The 15,525-nt window shown below is 68.9% G+C and carries 14 protein-coding genes; 9 read left to right on the top strand and 5 right to left on the bottom strand.

The features are described 5' to 3' along the window. Positions 1–10: 10 nt before the first annotated feature. On the bottom strand, positions 11–991 hold the full coding sequence (locus ABD289_RS09120) for a nucleoside hydrolase (RefSeq protein ID WP_344128754.1): 981 nt from the start codon (positions 989–991) through the stop codon (positions 11–13). 108 nt (positions 992–1,099) lie between these two features. After that, positions 1,100–1,843 carry a GntR family transcriptional regulator gene (locus tag ABD289_RS09115; RefSeq protein ID WP_344128752.1) on the bottom strand — a complete coding sequence of 248 codons (744 nt, stop codon included), beginning with the start codon at positions 1,841–1,843 and terminating at the stop codon, positions 1,100–1,102. A 146-nt stretch (positions 1,844–1,989) separates the two neighbouring features. On the opposite strand from ABD289_RS09115, the gene ABD289_RS09110 reads away from it, so the two are divergent. The 8 genes from ABD289_RS09110 (at position 1,990) to ABD289_RS09075 (ending at position 12,254) form a co-directional block, all read left to right on the top strand. Next, positions 1,990–3,492 carry an MFS transporter gene (locus ABD289_RS09110; RefSeq protein WP_344128750.1) on the top strand — a complete coding sequence of 501 codons (1,503 nt, stop codon included), beginning with the start codon at positions 1,990–1,992 and terminating at the stop codon, positions 3,490–3,492. A 9-nt stretch (positions 3,493–3,501) separates the two neighbouring features. Further along, positions 3,502–4,635 carry an adenosine deaminase gene (locus tag ABD289_RS09105; RefSeq protein WP_344128748.1) on the top strand — a complete coding sequence of 378 codons (1,134 nt, stop codon included), beginning with the start codon at positions 3,502–3,504 and terminating at the stop codon, positions 4,633–4,635. 536 nt (positions 4,636–5,171) lie between these two features. Continuing rightward, on the top strand, positions 5,172–5,480 hold the full coding sequence (locus ABD289_RS09100; protein WP_344128747.1) for a hypothetical protein: 309 nt from the start codon (positions 5,172–5,174) through the stop codon (positions 5,478–5,480). A 488-nt stretch (positions 5,481–5,968) separates the two neighbouring features. Next, complete coding sequence (locus tag ABD289_RS09095; RefSeq protein ID WP_344128745.1) at positions 5,969–8,479, top strand: glycoside hydrolase family 31 protein; 2,511 nt, start codon at positions 5,969–5,971, stop codon at positions 8,477–8,479. A gap of 14 nt (positions 8,480–8,493) precedes the next feature. Next, on the top strand, positions 8,494–9,516 hold the full coding sequence (locus ABD289_RS09090) for a TRAP transporter substrate-binding protein (RefSeq protein ID WP_344128743.1): 1,023 nt from the start codon (positions 8,494–8,496) through the stop codon (positions 9,514–9,516). Positions 9,517–9,524: 8 nt separating this feature from the next. Beyond that, positions 9,525–10,037 (top strand): TRAP transporter small permease, encoded by a 513-nt coding sequence (locus tag ABD289_RS09085; RefSeq protein WP_344128741.1) that lies wholly within the window; start codon positions 9,525–9,527, stop codon positions 10,035–10,037. Continuing rightward, positions 10,037–11,341 carry a TRAP transporter large permease gene (locus tag ABD289_RS09080; protein ID WP_344128738.1) on the top strand — a complete coding sequence of 435 codons (1,305 nt, stop codon included), beginning with the start codon at positions 10,037–10,039 and terminating at the stop codon, positions 11,339–11,341. The genes ABD289_RS09085 and ABD289_RS09080 overlap by 1 nt, the downstream gene beginning before the upstream one ends. An 85-nt stretch (positions 11,342–11,426) precedes the next feature. Continuing rightward, positions 11,427–12,254 carry an AraC family transcriptional regulator gene (locus ABD289_RS09075; protein WP_344128736.1) on the top strand — a complete coding sequence of 276 codons (828 nt, stop codon included), beginning with the start codon at positions 11,427–11,429 and terminating at the stop codon, positions 12,252–12,254. Between the two features lie 218 nt (positions 12,255–12,472). On the opposite strand, the gene ABD289_RS09070 is transcribed toward ABD289_RS09075, so the two are convergent. Then, positions 12,473–13,141: a hypothetical protein gene (locus ABD289_RS09070; protein WP_344128734.1), complete on the bottom strand. Its 669-nt coding sequence runs from the start codon at positions 13,139–13,141 to the stop codon at positions 12,473–12,475. 40 nt (positions 13,142–13,181) lie between these two features. Beyond that, positions 13,182–13,601 (bottom strand): hypothetical protein, encoded by a 420-nt coding sequence (locus ABD289_RS09065; RefSeq protein WP_344128732.1) that lies wholly within the window; start codon positions 13,599–13,601, stop codon positions 13,182–13,184. A 332-nt stretch (positions 13,602–13,933) separates the two neighbouring features. Here ABD289_RS09065 and ABD289_RS09060 point away from each other — a divergent pair, with 332 nt between their 5' ends. Then, a complete protein-coding gene (locus tag ABD289_RS09060) occupies positions 13,934–14,893 on the top strand; it encodes an NAD(P)-dependent alcohol dehydrogenase (protein WP_344128730.1) in 960 nt (319 codons plus the stop codon). A 150-nt stretch (positions 14,894–15,043) separates the two neighbouring features. Here ABD289_RS09060 and ABD289_RS09055 read toward each other — a convergent pair whose 3' ends face one another. Next, the gene (locus tag ABD289_RS09055; RefSeq protein WP_344128728.1) at positions 15,044–15,454 is read right to left on the bottom strand and encodes a nucleotide pyrophosphohydrolase; all 411 of its coding nucleotides are present in this window, start codon (positions 15,452–15,454) and stop codon (positions 15,044–15,046) included. Positions 15,455–15,525 lie beyond the last annotated feature (71 nt).

The following is a 15,525-nucleotide window of genomic DNA, read 5'->3' as shown; positions in this document are numbered from 1 at the left end:
CGTCGTGGGTTCAGGCGGCTCGGCGCGTGGGCTCGGGAGCCCCGCAGAGCCGGTCGACCAGCAGGTCCGGGAACGTGCGTTCGGTCTCCAGGACCACGCGAACGTTGGCCCCCTGCTGCTCCGGGAACCCCCGGTACTGGCCGCGCACGTCGGCGACGGTCGCGCCGCGGCCCGGGCCGTCGCCGGTGTCCACATCGGTCGCCACGACCGGTGCGAGCACCGGCGCGACGTCACCGACCGCGATCGCAGCGGCCAACGGGTCGTGGCAGGCCGCTCGCCGTTCGCCGAAGATGTCGCGCTCGTAGAAGTCGAAGTACTGGTCCAGGATGGACGACGTGAAAAGCGTTGTCGGTGAACCGCGTTCGGCGAGCCGTCGCTGGTGCTGCTCGGTGAGCAGCTCGCCCATGGTCGCGTCCAGCGGGACCAGGGTCACCGGCCAGCCCGCCCGGAGCACGATCCGGGCGGCTTCGGGGTCGTTGTGGATGTTGGCCTCGGCCGCCGGGGTGGCGTTGCCGGGGTGGCGCACCGCGCCGCCCATGATCGTCACGTGCTCGACCAGCTCGGGCAGGTCCGGTTCGAGCAGCAGGGCGGTGGCCAGGTTGGTCAGCGGACCGATGGCCAGCAGGCGCAAGGCGCCGGGGTTCCGCCGCGCCAACCGCACGATCAGCTCGGCGGCGGGTTCGGGGCTCGGCGCGGTCGTCGGGGCGGGCAGGTCGGTGTTGCCCAGGCCGTCCGAGCCGTGCACGTGCGGCGCGAGAGGCACGTCCCCGCACCAGTTGCTGCGGGCACCCACGGAAACCGGGATGTCCGTCCGGCGGGCCAGTTCGAGCACCCGCAGGGTGTTGAGCGCTGCCGTCTCGGCATCGGTGTTGCCGGAAACCGTGGTCACCGCACCGATTTCCACTCCGCTCCCCCCGAGCAGGTAGAGCAGCGCGAGGGCGTCGTCGATGCCGGTGTCGCAGTCGACGATCAGGGTTTGCTTGGGCGCCATCGGTTGCGTGCCTTTCTGCTTCCGGGGTCGTACATCGCGCTCCGCGCGCGGTCGGACTGCGGAACCGACCGGAACCGCAACCGGACCGCGCCGCGGAACCGGGCTTTCTCAACGGGATTGGCGCACCGGGATGCTCGGCGCACCGCTGGGCAACACGTACTTGGCCGCCATGAGCGGGGTGCGTTCGACCGAGACGACCTGGGTGATCAGCACGACCGGCGTGTCCGGCGAGCGATCCAGGACCTCGCCTCGCCGCCGCCCGAGCGCCGTCGCGCTCATCGCGCTCGAACCGCTCAACGGCAGGTAGGGGTCGAGCTCCGAGACCACGTGCAGCATCGTGCTCGGCTGCGCCTCGGCCTCGGCCAGCGCCGCGGGGAGCCCCGGGTCGACGGCGGCCAGCCCTTCGTCGTGCGCGCTCCACTCCTCCACCAGGCCGCTGGGCACGCCGTCGATGTCGACGACGCTCTCCCAGAACCAGATCTCGCAGCTGGCCGGGACCGGCAGGTGCTGCATGACCAGGTCGGTCGGTTCCTCCACGACCCGCGCCAGCGGTCGGATCTTGGCCGCGTCCGCGCTGAACAAGCCCTCGATCGGCTGCAACCGCTCGAAACCGCGCCGGGCCGGGCGACCGTTGACGGTGCGCCCCACCCCGCGCCGAACGGTGATCACACCGTCCTCCTGCAGCAGCAGGAGCGCCTCGCGCAGCGCTGGTCGGCTCACCCCGAGATCGGCGGCGAGGTCGGGCTCGGACGGCAGCGTCGAGCCCGGCGGGTAGTCCCCCTGCCGGATTGCCTCGACGACCCGCTCGTAGAGCTCCACGACCGGTCGCCGTTGCGGTCGTCTGGCCGCCACGTCGCACCCCCTGTTGGGTTGATGTCAGACAAGTTAGAAGAGCGAGCCGCGCTCGTCAAATCTCCGTTGTCAGGCCAATTGCTGCACAGAACACACTTGACGCGGTAGGCGCTGGGCCGGTAAACCCTTCCGCCAACACCCGGCACATGTCAGACAAGTCAATCGACGAGCCGGTTCGCAGCCCCCGGACATCGACCACCACGCGCTGCCCACCTCTCGATCGCCTCAACGCGGAGGTTCCCATGACCACGGTCGGCGACCCGTCGCCCGCCAGCGCACCGCCGGTGCGCTCCACTGCCCTGCTGACCGCCCTGGTGCTGGCGGTAGCCGGATACCAGATCAACGCCACCATGCTCGCGCCCGCGCTGCCGAACGTGATCGACAGCCTGGAGACCACCAGCGGTGCCGGCGGGCTCGCCCAGACGTTGTTCTTCCTCTTCTCGGCGATCGGCCAGGTGACGCTGGCCAGGCTCAGCGACCACGTCGGCCGCCGGCGGATGCTCCAGGTGACGCTGGTGATCGCACTGGTCGGCGAGCTGATCTGCGTCCTAGCGCCGAACATCGAGCTGTTCATCATCGGCAGGAGCCTGCAGGGCGTCTCCGCAGCCACGTTCACGCTGGCCTACCTGACGCTGCACGAATCCCTCTCGCCGCAGAAGTTCGGCCGCTCCCTGGGCATCATCACCGCGGTCAACGGCGGCATCGCCGGCGTCGACACGATCATCGGCGGTTCGGTGGCCGACTCCGTGGGCTTCCGCGGGATCTTCCTGATCACGGCGCTGATCACGGTGATCGCCCTGGTCGCCGTGCAGTTCTGGGTGCCGGCCGGCGGGACCTCCGCGGGGCGGATGGACTGGACCGGAGCGGCCCTGCTCGGCGTCGGGCTGACCGGCATCTTGCTCGCGCTGAACGAGGGAAGCAGCTGGGGCTGGTCCTCGGTGCCCACGCTGGCGCTGCTGGTCGGGGGCGTGCTCGCGCTCGCGCTGTTCGCCGTCGCGCAACGCCGCGACCGGAACGCGATCATCGACACCTCGGTGCTGGCCTCGCGTGCGGGCTGGCCCCTGCTGCTGACCACGATCTTCACCCTGGCCGGGGTTTTCGGGATGCTGAACTTCACCATTCCGCTGCTGACCCAGAACTCGGGTGCCGGTTACGGGCTCTCCGCGACCATGTCGGCACTGCTGTACCTCACCCCGGCCTCGGCCCTCGGCGTCATCGCAGCCCCGCTGGTCGGGCACTTCGGGCCCCGCATCGGATGGCACCGCTCCGTGCTGATCGGTGCCGTGGGCACGGCCGCCGCGCTGGTCCCGCTGGTGCTCGCACCGCAGTCACCGGCGATCACCTTCGTCGCGCTGGCGGCGCTGGGCATCACCTACACCGGGTACATGCTCACCGCGCTCACCGGTCTCGCGGTGGCGCTCGCGCCGGAGGACAAGCCGGGGTCGCTGCCCGGGCTGAACGGCGCCTGCTTCGGCATCGGCGCTTCCCTGGGCATTGCCGTGGCCGCCAGCGCGGTCACCGCCGCGAGCGGGGGCGGCCCGCCCACCGCGAGCGCCTTCCACGCCGCGCTGTGGACCGCGGGCGGCTTCGTCGCCCTCGCGCTGGTCACCGCGCTGCTGATCAAAACCCCGCAATCGGAGAAGAACTAGGAGGAACACGTGGCCGACGCACCGACCGCCGACCAAATCCGCCGCGCCCCGAAGGTGCTGCTGCACGACCACCTCGACGGCGGGTTGCGCCCCGAGACGGTCGCGGAGCTGGCCGAGCAGCAGGGCTACGAGGCCCTTCCGACCTCCGGCGTGCGCGACATCCGCAGGTGGTTCGCCGCGGCGACCGAAGCCGGCTCGCTGGAGGAGTACCTGGAGCGCTTCGCGCACACGGTCGGCGTCATGCAGACCGCGGACGCCATCAGCAGGGTGGCCGCCGAATGCGCCGAGGACCTGGCCGCCGACGGCGTGGTCTACGCCGAGGTCCGCTACGCCCCGGAGCTGAGCACCCAGCAGGGGCTCTCGCTGGACGAGGTCGTCGAGTCGATCCTCGACGGCTTCCGCCGCGGCGCGGCCCGGGCGCGCGAAGCGGGCAATCGCATCCGCATCGGGGTCCTGCTGTGCGCCATGCGCCAGGAGCACCGGGCCGCCGAGATCGCCGAGCTCACCGTGAAGCACCGGGACGCCGGCGTGGTCGGCTTCGACATCGCGGGGCCCGAGGCCGGGTTCCCGCCCACCCGCTCGCTGGAGGCGTTCGAGTACCTGCGCCGGGAGAACTGCCACTTCACCATCCACGCCGGCGAGGGTTTCGGGTTGCCGTCGATTTGGGAGTCCATCCAGTGGTGCGGTGCGGCCCGGCTGGGCCACGGCGTGCGCATCGTCGATGACATCGACATCGCCGCCGACGGCACCGCCCGGCTGGGCCGGCTGGCCTCGTTCGTCCGCGACCGGCGCATCCCGCTGGAGATGTGCCCGCGCTCGAACGTCCACACCGGCACGGTGCCCTCGGTGGCCGAGCACCCGATCGCGCTGCTGCGGCGGCTGAACTTCCGGGTCACCGTGAACACCGACAACCGGCTGATGAGCCAGACCTCGATGACCGCGGAGCTCGACGAGCTGGTGGACACCTTCGGCTACTCGCTCGACGACCTCCAGTGGTTCGCGGTCAACGCGATGAAGTCGGCGTTCATCCCGTTCGACGAGCGCCTGGCGCTGATCAACGAGGTCATCAAGCCCGGGTACGCGGCCCTGCGCTCGGAAGCCCTCTTCGGGCCGGTCGCCGACCACAACCCGGCCATCGCCTGAGCAGTCCCCGAGCGAACGGGTGCTCCCGGCCGCGCCGGCCGGGAGCACCCCTGCCCTTCCCCGGGTCAGGCCCCGCGTCGGACCAATTGCTCTGGCCGACCGCTCCTCCGCGGCGCGCGCTCGGAGGAGCGGCACCCCTCCCACCTCCGCGACGAGGACTTCCCGCGTCAGCCCGGTCGAGGACCAGTTCTACGGTGGCCGGGCCGGGCGGTTCGCCGATCCCTTCGGCACCGGTGATCCGTCGCCACGCATGTCGAGGACGTCAGCGAGGAGGAGCTGGAACACCCGCGTCGAGCAGGGATGAGCAGCAGCGCTGCGACCGAGTGAGTTCGTCGCGGGGCGGTCGTCGGGCTTCGCGGCGCCGACCTCCACCGGGATCGCGGGCGGGCCGTCGCGCAGCCGGGCGGAAAAGCGTTTGCGAGCCGTTCCCGCAGCGCGCTCGTCGGGCCGAGTGACGCGGGGAAGGCCACCTCGCTGCGCGCGATCGTGGGATCGGTTCCCCTGCGGTCGGGCGCGGTCGAGATCCCGGTTCCGGTGTGCGAGCTGCCGCAACTGCTCTGCTGCCGCTCGCGCCGCAGGCCCGGCGCGGCGAACCGCTCGATCAGTCGCCGGCGGTATTCGGCGATCTCCACCGGGTCAATCGAGAAAGCCGGGAGGTCATCCGGACGTCGTCGCTGGACCACGCCGGGAGGCACCGGGTCGAATCCGGGATGCGCGGTCCGACGGACGTCTCGCCGGTGGCATGTCCGCTGCCGTCCACCTGGGGAATCGCGCTGCGCGACTTCGACATCCAGGAGCACATGCCACGCAGCGAGCGGACCAACGCGGTATCGACCCCGAGGTGAGGTGCGCCGACGGCAGTCTGCGGCCGAGCGAGGAACCGGGCCTCGGAATCCACTCCGACGAACGATTCGCCGCGCAGCACCGGTACGAACGCGCCTACCTGTCGACGAACCGGCTGCTCGACGGAACCGCGCACGACTGGCCAGCGACGAGTCCCTGCCCGCACCGGCCGGGACGAACGTCGTGATGGCGCGCGACGCCGGCTCAGCCGAGACTCCGGTGCGCTCGTCCCGCTCTGCGCCCCGGGCGGAACGCTTCGCGGCCCGCCGATGACGAGATCCGCGTCCGAGCGGATCGGCGACACCGGCGCCGACGCCCGCCCCGATCGCGAGCAGAGCAAGATCCGTCAATCCAGGCCACCAAAGCAGCAATTTCGGTGAAGCGCGGCACCGTTCGGCGTTCTTAGCATTGCCCAGGCCATTCGCGGAGATGACGCCATCGCGGCGCGCGGCCGAGCAGCGTTTCCGATCGAGAGCGAGCCCAAGTGCGCGTGACATCACGAGTCGAGAAGGTGGAAGCGGTCGGCGACTGGGTCCACGTCCACACGGACGGAGTCGAGCTCCGCCTCCTGCTGGTGACCGACAGCGTCCTGCGCATCCGCGCCGGCTTCGACGGCGACTTCGCCGAGGAGTCGTACACGCTGACCACGACGGCCTGGCCGGACCGGCTCGACGAGTTCATGGGCGCCGAACGCACCCGGGTGAAACCGCATCCGATCGACATCGATGATCGGCGCGATCGCGCGGTCCTGACCGGCGGGCGGCTCCGCGTGGAGATCGAGAAGGACCCGTTCCGGATCTGCGTCTACCGCGAGGGCGTCCTGATCCACGCCGACGTCGTGGGGCTCGGATACCTGGAGGACTCGAACCGCCGCCGGATCCACTCCAGCGAGATCTCACGCGACGACGCCTTCTACGGCTTCGGCGAGACCACGGGTTCGCTCAACAAGGCGCAGAAGCTCATCACGATGAGCCCGAAGGACGCCCTGGGCTACGACCCGCGCGAGACCGACCCGCTGTACAAGCACATCCCGTTCTACCTCAAGATGAACCGGACGACCCGCGAAGCGGTCGGATACTTCTACCACAACACCTACGAGTGCGATTTCGACCTCGGCCGGGAGCGGAGCAACTACTGGCCCCCGCACAGCCGCTACCGCGCCGATGGCGGCGACGTCGATCTCTTCCTGATCGCCGGGCCGGGCATTCGCGAGGTCGTGCAGCGCTACACCACGCTGACCGGCAGGCCACCGCTGCTGCCCAAGTACGCGCTGGGATACCTCGCCTCGTCGATGTACTACTCCGAGCTCGACGCCGACAGCGATCGCGCGATCACCGAGTTCATCGACATCGCTCGCGCCGAAGACGTTCCGGTGGACGGCTTCCAGCTCTCCTCCGGTTACACCACGCAGCAGACCGAAGCCGGTCCGAAGCGCTGCGTCCTCACCTGGAACGAGCGCCGCTTCCCCGCCCCGGAGGAATTCTTCGCCGCGATGGCGGAGCGCGGCATCGCGGTCTCCCCCAACGTCAAACCCGGTGTCCTCGAGGTGCATCCGAGGCTCGCGGAGTTCGCCGAGGAGGGAATCTTCGTCACCCGCAGCGCCGACGCGGCCGCGACCGCCGGCGATGGCGCCGCCGTCGGCGCCTGGTGGGGTGGTCGCGGCCGGTTCGTCGACTTCACCAAGCCCGCCGCGCGCGAGGCGTGGCAGCGCTGGCTCACCGAAGCGGTCCTGAACAAGGGCACCACCTCGGTCTGGAACGACAACTGCGAGTACGACAGCATCATCGACGAGGACTCCGGGTGCGACTTCGACGGCAGCAGCGCCACGATCGCTCGCCTGCGCACCGTCATGGCCAACCTCATGTGCCGGGTGACCCGCGACGGCATCACCGCGAAGGACCCCTCCGCGCGCCCCTACATCGTCTGCCGCGCCGGCCACGCGGGTATCCAGCGCTACGCGCAGAGCTGGGCGGGCGACAACTCGACTTCGTGGGAGTCCCTGCGGCACAACATCGCCACGATCCTCGGCATGGCCCTGTCGGGCTTCCCGAACCACGGGTGCGACATCGGTGGCTTCCACGGCCCCGCTCCGGAACCCGAGCTGCTGGTCCGGTGGGTGCAGCACGGGATCTTCCAGCCCCGCTTCTCGATCCACTCGGTCAATTCGGACAACACCGTCACCGAGCCGTGGATGTACCCCGGCTGCACCGCCCACGTCCGGGACGCCATCAAGTTGCGCTACCGGCTCTTCCCGTACCTGTACTCGCTGATGTCACGCGCGGCCCGCACCGGCCTGCCGATCATGGAGCCGCTGGTCAGCTCCTTCCAGGACGATCCAGCGTGCGACGAGAACGCCGAGGACTTCATGCTCGGTGACTCGCTGCTCGTCGCGAACGTGCTGGCTCCGGGAGCGAACACGCGCGCAGTCCGATTCCCCTCCGGCGAGGTCTTCTACGACTTCTGGACCCGGCGGCGCTACGAGGGCGGGCAGAACTTCGAGCTGCCGGTGGACCTCGGATCGATTCCGCTGTTCGTCCGCGGTGGCGGCATCCTCGCGCTGGCGGACAACCAGCTGGACAACCTCGCCCGCGACGAGATCACCGACTTGCGGCTGGTCTGCGCGCCCGACCGCGACGGCCGCTTCGCGCTCTACGAGGACGACGGGCTCACCCGCGACCACGAAGACGGCGCGTTCCGCGAAACCGAGATCGAAATGACCGCCGGCGAACGGGTCACGCTGAACATCACCCGTCGCGGCCACTACCGCAGCACCATCGAGAACCTCCTGCTCGACGTGATCCGGCCCGGGCGGTGCCCGCGCCAGGTCACCCTCGACGGCGAGCCCGTCCGGCAGATCCTGCACCGCGGCCACTTCGACGCCGCGGAGGCCGGCTGGCACTACGCCCCCGAGCTCGGGTCCGTGCTGATCAAGACTCCCGACCCCGGCGGCGACCTCGCCGTCGCGATCTCGTTCGAGCCCGTGGAAATGCTCGACGTGTAGGAAAGGCAAGCACAATGAAACGACTGGTCAGCAGCGTCGCTGTCCTGATCCTCACCGCCGCGCTCGCCGCCTGCGCACCGGCCTCCGGGGCGAGGACGAGCACCGAGGCCACACCGGAGAACCCCCTCGTCCTGACCCTGGCGAGCAACCTGAGCGACGACCACGTCACCTCCAAGGCACTCGCCTCGTTCGCGCAGGACGTCGAGGAGCGCAGCGGCGGACGCATCGTCGTCGAGACCTACGGCAGCGGCCAGCTCGGCTCGGAATCGGACGTGCTCGGCCAGCTCAACCAGGGAATCGTGGACATGGCCCGGGTCAGCGCACCGGGCCTGGCCGCCTACGACCCCAGCTACCACGCGTTCGGCCTGCCCTACATCTTCAACTCCGAGCAGGAGTACTACGAGGTCATGGACTCGCCGGAGATGGCCGAGCACTTTCGCTCCACCGCCGACGAGGGCTTCGTCGGCCTGACGTACTACACCTCCGGCGCGCGGTCCTTCTACACGCGCAGCACCCCGATCCGCACGCCCGAGGACCTGCGTGGCCTGAAGATCCGCGTGCAGGACATGCGCACGCAGACCGACTTCGTCGACGAGCTGGGCTCCGCGCCGATCGTCATGTCCTTCGGCGACACCTACACCTCGCTGCAGACCGGACTGATCGACGGCGCCGAGAGCAACGAAACGGTGCTCACCGAGAGCGCCCACGGCGAGGTCGCGCACGTGTTCTCCACGACCGAGCACACGCGGATCCCCGACATGCTCGTGATCGGCACCGAGACCTGGGAGAAGCTCCGCCCGGCCGATCAGGAACTCCTCTCCTCCGCGGCCCGGGCCTCGACCGAGCGGCAGAAGGTCGCGTGGGCGAAGAGCGTCGAGCGGTCGGTCACCGAGGCAAGGGCGATGGGCGTCGAGTTCGTCACCGACGTCGACACCAACGCCTTCCGGGAGGTCACCAGGCCGGTCGTGGACCGCTACGCCGAGCAGTACCCCGAAGTCGCGGACGTCCTCTCCATCATCGAGTCAGCCAGGAACTGAGGTTCAGCATGTCAACGCACGACCGCCTGACCCGGGTGAGAGGAGCGCTCGGCGGCCTCCTCGCGGGGGCCGCCGGAACCCTCCTCGTGATCATGACCCTCCTGGTGCTCTACCAGGTCTTCACCCGCTACGTGCTGGGCACGCCCGCGGCGTTCACCGAAGAGCTGGTGCGGTACGCGCTCATCTGGACGGCCTTGCTCAGCGCCGCGTACGCGTTCCTCCACCGCAAGCACATGGCGCTCGTCGTCCTGCGCGAGAAGCTCCCGCAGCCGGTGCGGCGCGGCCTGATCATCGGCGCCGACGTCCTCGTGCTGGCCTTCGCCGTCGTCGTGCTGGTGATCGGCGGTGCGGCGCTCGCGTTCAGCGCGCGCGACAACGTCTCGGCGCTGCTGGGGGTCTCCCACGGCCTGTACTACGCGATCGGGCCCATCGCTGGCGTCGCGATCACGTTCGCGCAAGTGCTGAACATCTGGGAGGACCTCACCGAGGAGGTCTCGCAGGAGACGGAGGGGACGGACTGATGGATGCTCTCACCGCTGCCGCGATCCTCTTCGGGGCCTTCTTCGTTCTGCTCTTCGCCGGGATCCCGATCTCGGTCTCCCTGGGCATCGCCTCGTTCGCCACCGCTCTGGTGTTCCTGCCCTGGGACGACGCCACCTACGTCATCGGGCAGCAGATGAACGTCGGCGTCGAGAGCTTCTCGCTGCTCGCCGTTCCGCTGTTCATCTTCGCGGGCAACATCATGAACAACGGCGGCATCGCCCGCCGTCTCGTCGACCTCGCGCTCGTCTTGGCGGGACGGGTTCCCGGCGCGCTCGCGCACACCAACGTGCTGGGAAACATGCTCTTCGGCTCGCTGTCCGGCTCGGCGGTCGCGTCGGCCGCCGCGATCGGCAGCACGCTGCACGGTCGGCAGAAGGAGGAGGGGTACGATCCGGCGTTCGGCGCGTCGGTCAACATCGCGTCGGCCTCGACCGGTCTGCTCATCCCGCCCACGACCGCTGCGATCGTGTACTCGGCCGCAGCGGGCGACGTGTCCGTCTCGGCGCTGTTCATGGCGGGCTACGTGCCGGGAATCCTGATGGGCGTCGTCGTCATGGCGATCGCGTACGCGTTCGCGCGCAAGCACCGGTACCCGAAATCGGGTCGCGCGACCCCGGCCGAGGGCCTCCGGGCGTTCCTCCGGGCGCTCCCCGGCCTGCTGCTGATCATCATCGTGGTCGGCGGCATCGTCTTCGGAGTCTTCACCGCGACCGAGGGCGCCGGGGTCGCGGTGCTGTACACGCTGACGCTGTCGATGGTGTACCGGAGCATGTCCTGGACTGCCTTCAAGGAGGTGGCCACCCGCACGGTCAGCGCGACGGGCATCGTCATGTTCCTCATCGCGGCGTCCTCGGGCATGTCGTGGGTGATGGCCTACACCGGCATCCCGGCCGCGATAACGGAATCACTGCTCTCGGTGGCGGACGCGAAGGCCGTCATCCTGCTGCTTATGGTGCTCGTGCTGCTGGTCGTGGGCACGTTCATGGACATCACGCCGGCGATCCTCATCTTCACGCCGATCTTCCTGCCCATCGCCACCGAGATCGGGATGGACCCGGTCCACTTCGGCATCGTGCTCATCCTGGCGATGTGCCTGGGCACGATGACACCGCCGGTCGGTTCGGTGCTGTTCGTCGCCACCGGCGTGAGCGAAGTGCCGGTCGAGCGGGTCGTCCCCAGATTGATGCCCCATTTCGTCGGACTGATCCTGCTGCTGCTCGCCGTCACCTTCATTCCCGTGCTCTCCCTCGGACTCCCGGGCATGATGGGACTGCTGGAGTAGCCGACTTCCTCCCTCGCCGCCCCGTGCACACCAGGTGGCGGCGAGGGGCTCGGCCTCGCCGCCGGGGCGAACGACGGAGGTGGAGATGCTGGACTTCGCAGGCGATCTCATGGCGCGCGGACGCGAGGTCGCGGCGGCGCGCATGCACGGGGTCGACGAGAACATGGTGCGCCCGCATCTGCACGACTACTTCGAGATCTACTTCCTCGAGGCGGGCAGCCGCTATCACGGCACGGACGACGACCTGTACCGGACCGAGCAGTCCGAGCTGATCATCTTCCCGCCCGGGGTCGAGCACTTCTCCTACGGCGACGACGGCATACCGTTCCGCCGGGTCGTGCTCTACTTCCGCCCCGATGCCGTGCTGTACCCGCACGTGCTGGAGGCGGTGTCCTCGGAGGTCTCCGTCGTACGACCCGGCGGGGAGAACCTGCGCGCGGTCGAGAACGTCGTCGAGGAGCTGCTGACCGCCCAGGACGTGCTCGATGATGGCGCCCAGGACGAGATGAAGCTGCTCATCACGCAACTGCTGCTCAAGATCATGCGCGCGGAGCGGCGCGACGCCCGGCTGGCCCGCCGCGCGGGACGCATCGCGGACGTCATCCACCACCTCCACGAGCACTACGCGGAGCCGATCGACCTCACCACGCTCGCCGAGACGTTCTTCAGCAGCCCGTTCTACCTGTCGCGCGAGTTCAAGAAGCACACCGGCTCGACGATCATCGGCTATCTCAACGGGCTGCGCGTCGGACGCGCCGAGCGGCTGCTGCAGGAGACCGACCGCCTGATCGGCCAGATCAGCACCGAGGTGGGCTTCGCCAACGTCTCGCACTTCAACCGCGTCTTCCGCGCCCGGACGGGCATTTCGCCGTCGCAGTGCCGAGCACGGGAGAAGATCGAAGCCAGGACTTAGGAGAGGTTTCAGTTTGCCGTGTGCGTGGCGGTGCCGGTGGCGGAACCTGACGCGCCGCGTGGCTGCGGGATCCGTTCCTCGAGTAGCGGCGTCCTCGCCACACGACGCGTCAGAACCCGCAGCGGCGCGGGCTGAGTCCCTCACCTGAAACAGCGGCTCCACCACATTCTGCGAGGCCTCCTTGGTGCGCCACTACGTCAGCGGCCGGCGTGGGGCCGTCAGCTCGGTGCGGGCAGGAGGTTGGCGACCACGGCGACGTCATCGAGAACGCGGTTCGACGGGTTGCCCCGCACCGGTTCGGTTTCGGTGATGACGAACTGCGATCCCTTCCTGCGCGACTCGTAGTGCTTGCCGGTGAAGCGGAAGCCGCCGAATCCGAGCAGCTGCGTACCGACGGGTGTCACATCGCCCGTCCCGTAGGTGTCCTCCACCCGTCTCAACCTGGAGACGTCAGCTCGCGACGGCATGGTCACCCACATGAGAGACACCGCGATGATGTTGCCTTCAGAATCGCCGACCGCGAAGAGCCGCTGCCGCAACGTCTCGCACGGATGCCGCAGAAAGAACTCCTGCACCTCACCGTAGGAGTGCGCGGAGCACCGCAGAGTGCGCTTCACGTCGTTGCGGACTCTCCTGAGCCCCATGCGATTCCAGGCCTTGCGTTCATTTCCCCTCTTCGCAGCATTGCGGCTTTGCCGCATCGTCTTGGCGTGCACCGCGCGCTGTCCGGCGGTTTCCAGTGCCGTGCCAACTGATCCTGTCGTGGCGCCGCCGCCTCCCGAAGCCGCCATCAACCCCGCCAACAGCGCCGCCCCAGCGACGCCGCCCGCTCGCTTCTTGCCCCATCTACCGTCTGGATCGCGGGGCTGGTCCGCGTTATTCGACAACGGGTGTTTCCTCCATCAGGTCGGTCGACCTGCGAGCGTCTTACGTCGCACCCGATGCGTCCGGCGAATGCGGCGAGAACACCCGAACGTCGCAGCCGGAGTCATTTTCGTCGTCGGACGCCGCTGAGGCTTCTGAGCGCAAATCCAGGGTGAGCTGCCCGCCATCGACGACTGTCAATGGGGTGAACGGGTCAGGATTGCGCGAGAGACATCTGGCGCAATCGACCGGTGCGGTTACCGGCTCGGAATTGCCCGCCAGGGCAAACGCGTCCAGCGGCTGGTGGCAGGCCGGGGCCGGGAGCTTCAAGCCGCCCGTCCAGTCGCGGAGTTCGACTTCGTGAACACGACGGCCGGTGCCCGGTTGCTTGAGATTTCGATTGCGGAACCGCGCGCATTGGCGCTCCGACATGCGCTTGAGCAATAACGAGGTCGGGTCTTGGCGACCCTCGATCGCACTCACAACAGCAGGGTGCTCGTCGGCTTCGGTGGCTCACGACCGCGAGTCCGGTGAAAACGATAGGCCGTATGGCTGGACCAGAGCTTTGCCGGCACATCGCGGTTGAGTCGCTGCCGGAGCGCGGTAGCGGCAGTCGCAATTCGTCAGCGATCCCAGCATTGGTGGAACTGGCCCCCGGTTCGACGAACACGCGGACTCACCCGCACCCGATTACGATGGGTGAAAGCTGGTCTCGGAGTCGTGAGGAGCGTGCCATGAAGGCGTTGCAGTACCGCGAGATCGGTGCCGCCCCGTAGGTCGTCACCGTTCCCGACCCGGAACCGGGTCCTGGTCAGGTGCTGCTGAAGGTCACCGCTGCCGGCGCGTGCCACTCCGACATCGCCGTGATGAGCTGGTCAGCCGACGGCTTCCCCTACGAGCTGCCGATGACTCTGGGGCACGAGGGAGTCGGCACGGTGGCCGCCCTGGGCGCCGGTGTCACGGGAGTCACCGAGGGTGACGCCGTCGCCGTCTACGGGCCCTGGGGTTGCGGCACCTGCCTCAACTGCGCCGCCGGCAAGGAGTACTACTGCCTGCGGGCCGCCGAGCTGGGGATCCACCCTCCCGGCCTCGGCGCTCCCGGCTCGATGGCCGAGTACATGCTCGTCGACGATCCGCGTCACCTCGCCCCGCTAGGGGGTCTGGACCCGGTCGCCGCAGTACCGCTCACCGATGCGGCGCTGACGCCGTACCACGCGATCAAGCCCTCGTTGCCCAAGCTCGTCCCCGGAGCGACCGCGGTCGTCATCGGCGTCGGCGGGCTCGGGCACATCGCCGTTCAAATTCTGCGAGCGATGACCACCGCCCGCATCATCGCCCTGGACGTCAACGAGGAAAAGCTCTCCCTCGCCCGCGCAGTCGGCGCGCACGAGACCGCGCTCTCCGACGAGCAGGCCGCCGCGAAGATCCGCGAACTGACCGACGGTCGCGGCGCCCAGGCGGTCTTCGACTTCGTCGGCGCGCAACCCACGGTGGAGACCGCGGGCGCGGTCGCCTCGGTCGAAGCCGACATCAGCATCGTCGGCATCGGAGGCGGCAGCCTGCCCGTCGGATTTGGCTTCCTGCCGTTCGAAGCCTCGGTCAGCGCCCCCTACTGGGGCAGCCGCGGCGAATTCCACGAAGCCCTCGAACTGGCCCGAGCCGGAGCCATCTCGGTCCACACCGAGACCTACTCCCTCGACGAAGCTCCGCACGCGTACGAACGCCTCCACGACGGCCAGGTCAACGGCCGAGCGGTCATCCTCCCGAACGGATGAGGGCTGGGCGCCCGCACGTTCCAGCTCGCGGCCACCACCTCGGTAGGGCCCTCGACATTCGGCAACTGGTAGGGGCTGACCACGCAAAACCGCTCGGATTCACGGAAAATCCGCAGAACCGAAACCATCCCCTGCGGCACGCGGCGAGCTTCACTCGCGGTCCTCACCACCGTCGACATCGAGCTCTTTCTTGCCATCCGGATCGCTGCTCGCCATCGACGCTTCGCCTTCCGCGCGCATGTCAGTGCGGCTCGGAAAGCGCGTTTCGTTGCGCTGAATCTTTGCGTTGGCCGCTTGGACGAGGTCGATCCCGCACATATCGGTAAAACGCACCAGGTACAGCATCACGTCGGCAGCTTCGTCCGCGAGACGCTCCTTCAACGGCCCTTCCGCCAGGCCGGCGTCCGCCTCGGCATCGCTGAGCCACTGCAACTCGGCGATCAGCTCTCCCGCTTCGCCGCCGAGCGCCATCGCCAGGTTCTTCGGTGTGTGGTACTGCTCCCAGTCACGAGCTGCGGCGAACTCCTGCAACCGCTCGCGAAGTTCAGCGACGCTGTCCATGCGCTTATTGGACCACTTCCCGGCACGTCGACCGCTTTGCCCCATCGGAAGTGGCCATCTCAGGTCGACAG

The organism is Saccharopolyspora halophila (genome assembly GCF_039531955.1).
Classification (GTDB): Bacteria; Actinomycetota; Actinomycetes; order Mycobacteriales; family Pseudonocardiaceae; genus Saccharopolyspora; species Saccharopolyspora halophila.
This window is presented reverse-complemented; position numbering and strand designations above follow the sequence as displayed.

Excerpts from the sequence above, each read along its gene's own strand:
- ABD289_RS09080 (WP_344128738.1), top strand. The coding sequence starts at position 10,037 with ATGGATGCTCTCACCGCTGCCGCGATCCTCTTCGGGGCCTTCTTCGTT.
- ABD289_RS09055 (WP_344128728.1), bottom strand. The coding sequence starts at position 15,454 with ATGGACAGCGTCGCTGAACTTCGCGAGCGGTTGCAGGAGTTCGCCGCA.
- ABD289_RS09110 (WP_344128750.1), top strand. The coding sequence starts at position 1,990 with ATGTCAGACAAGTCAATCGACGAGCCGGTTCGCAGCCCCCGGACATCG.
- ABD289_RS09075 (WP_344128736.1), top strand. The coding sequence starts at position 11,427 with ATGCTGGACTTCGCAGGCGATCTCATGGCGCGCGGACGCGAGGTCGCG.
- ABD289_RS09085 (WP_344128741.1), top strand. The coding sequence starts at position 9,525 with ATGTCAACGCACGACCGCCTGACCCGGGTGAGAGGAGCGCTCGGCGGC.
- ABD289_RS09120 (WP_344128754.1), bottom strand. The coding sequence starts at position 991 with ATGGCGCCCAAGCAAACCCTGATCGTCGACTGCGACACCGGCATCGAC.
- ABD289_RS09090 (WP_344128743.1), top strand. The coding sequence starts at position 8,494 with ATGAAACGACTGGTCAGCAGCGTCGCTGTCCTGATCCTCACCGCCGCG.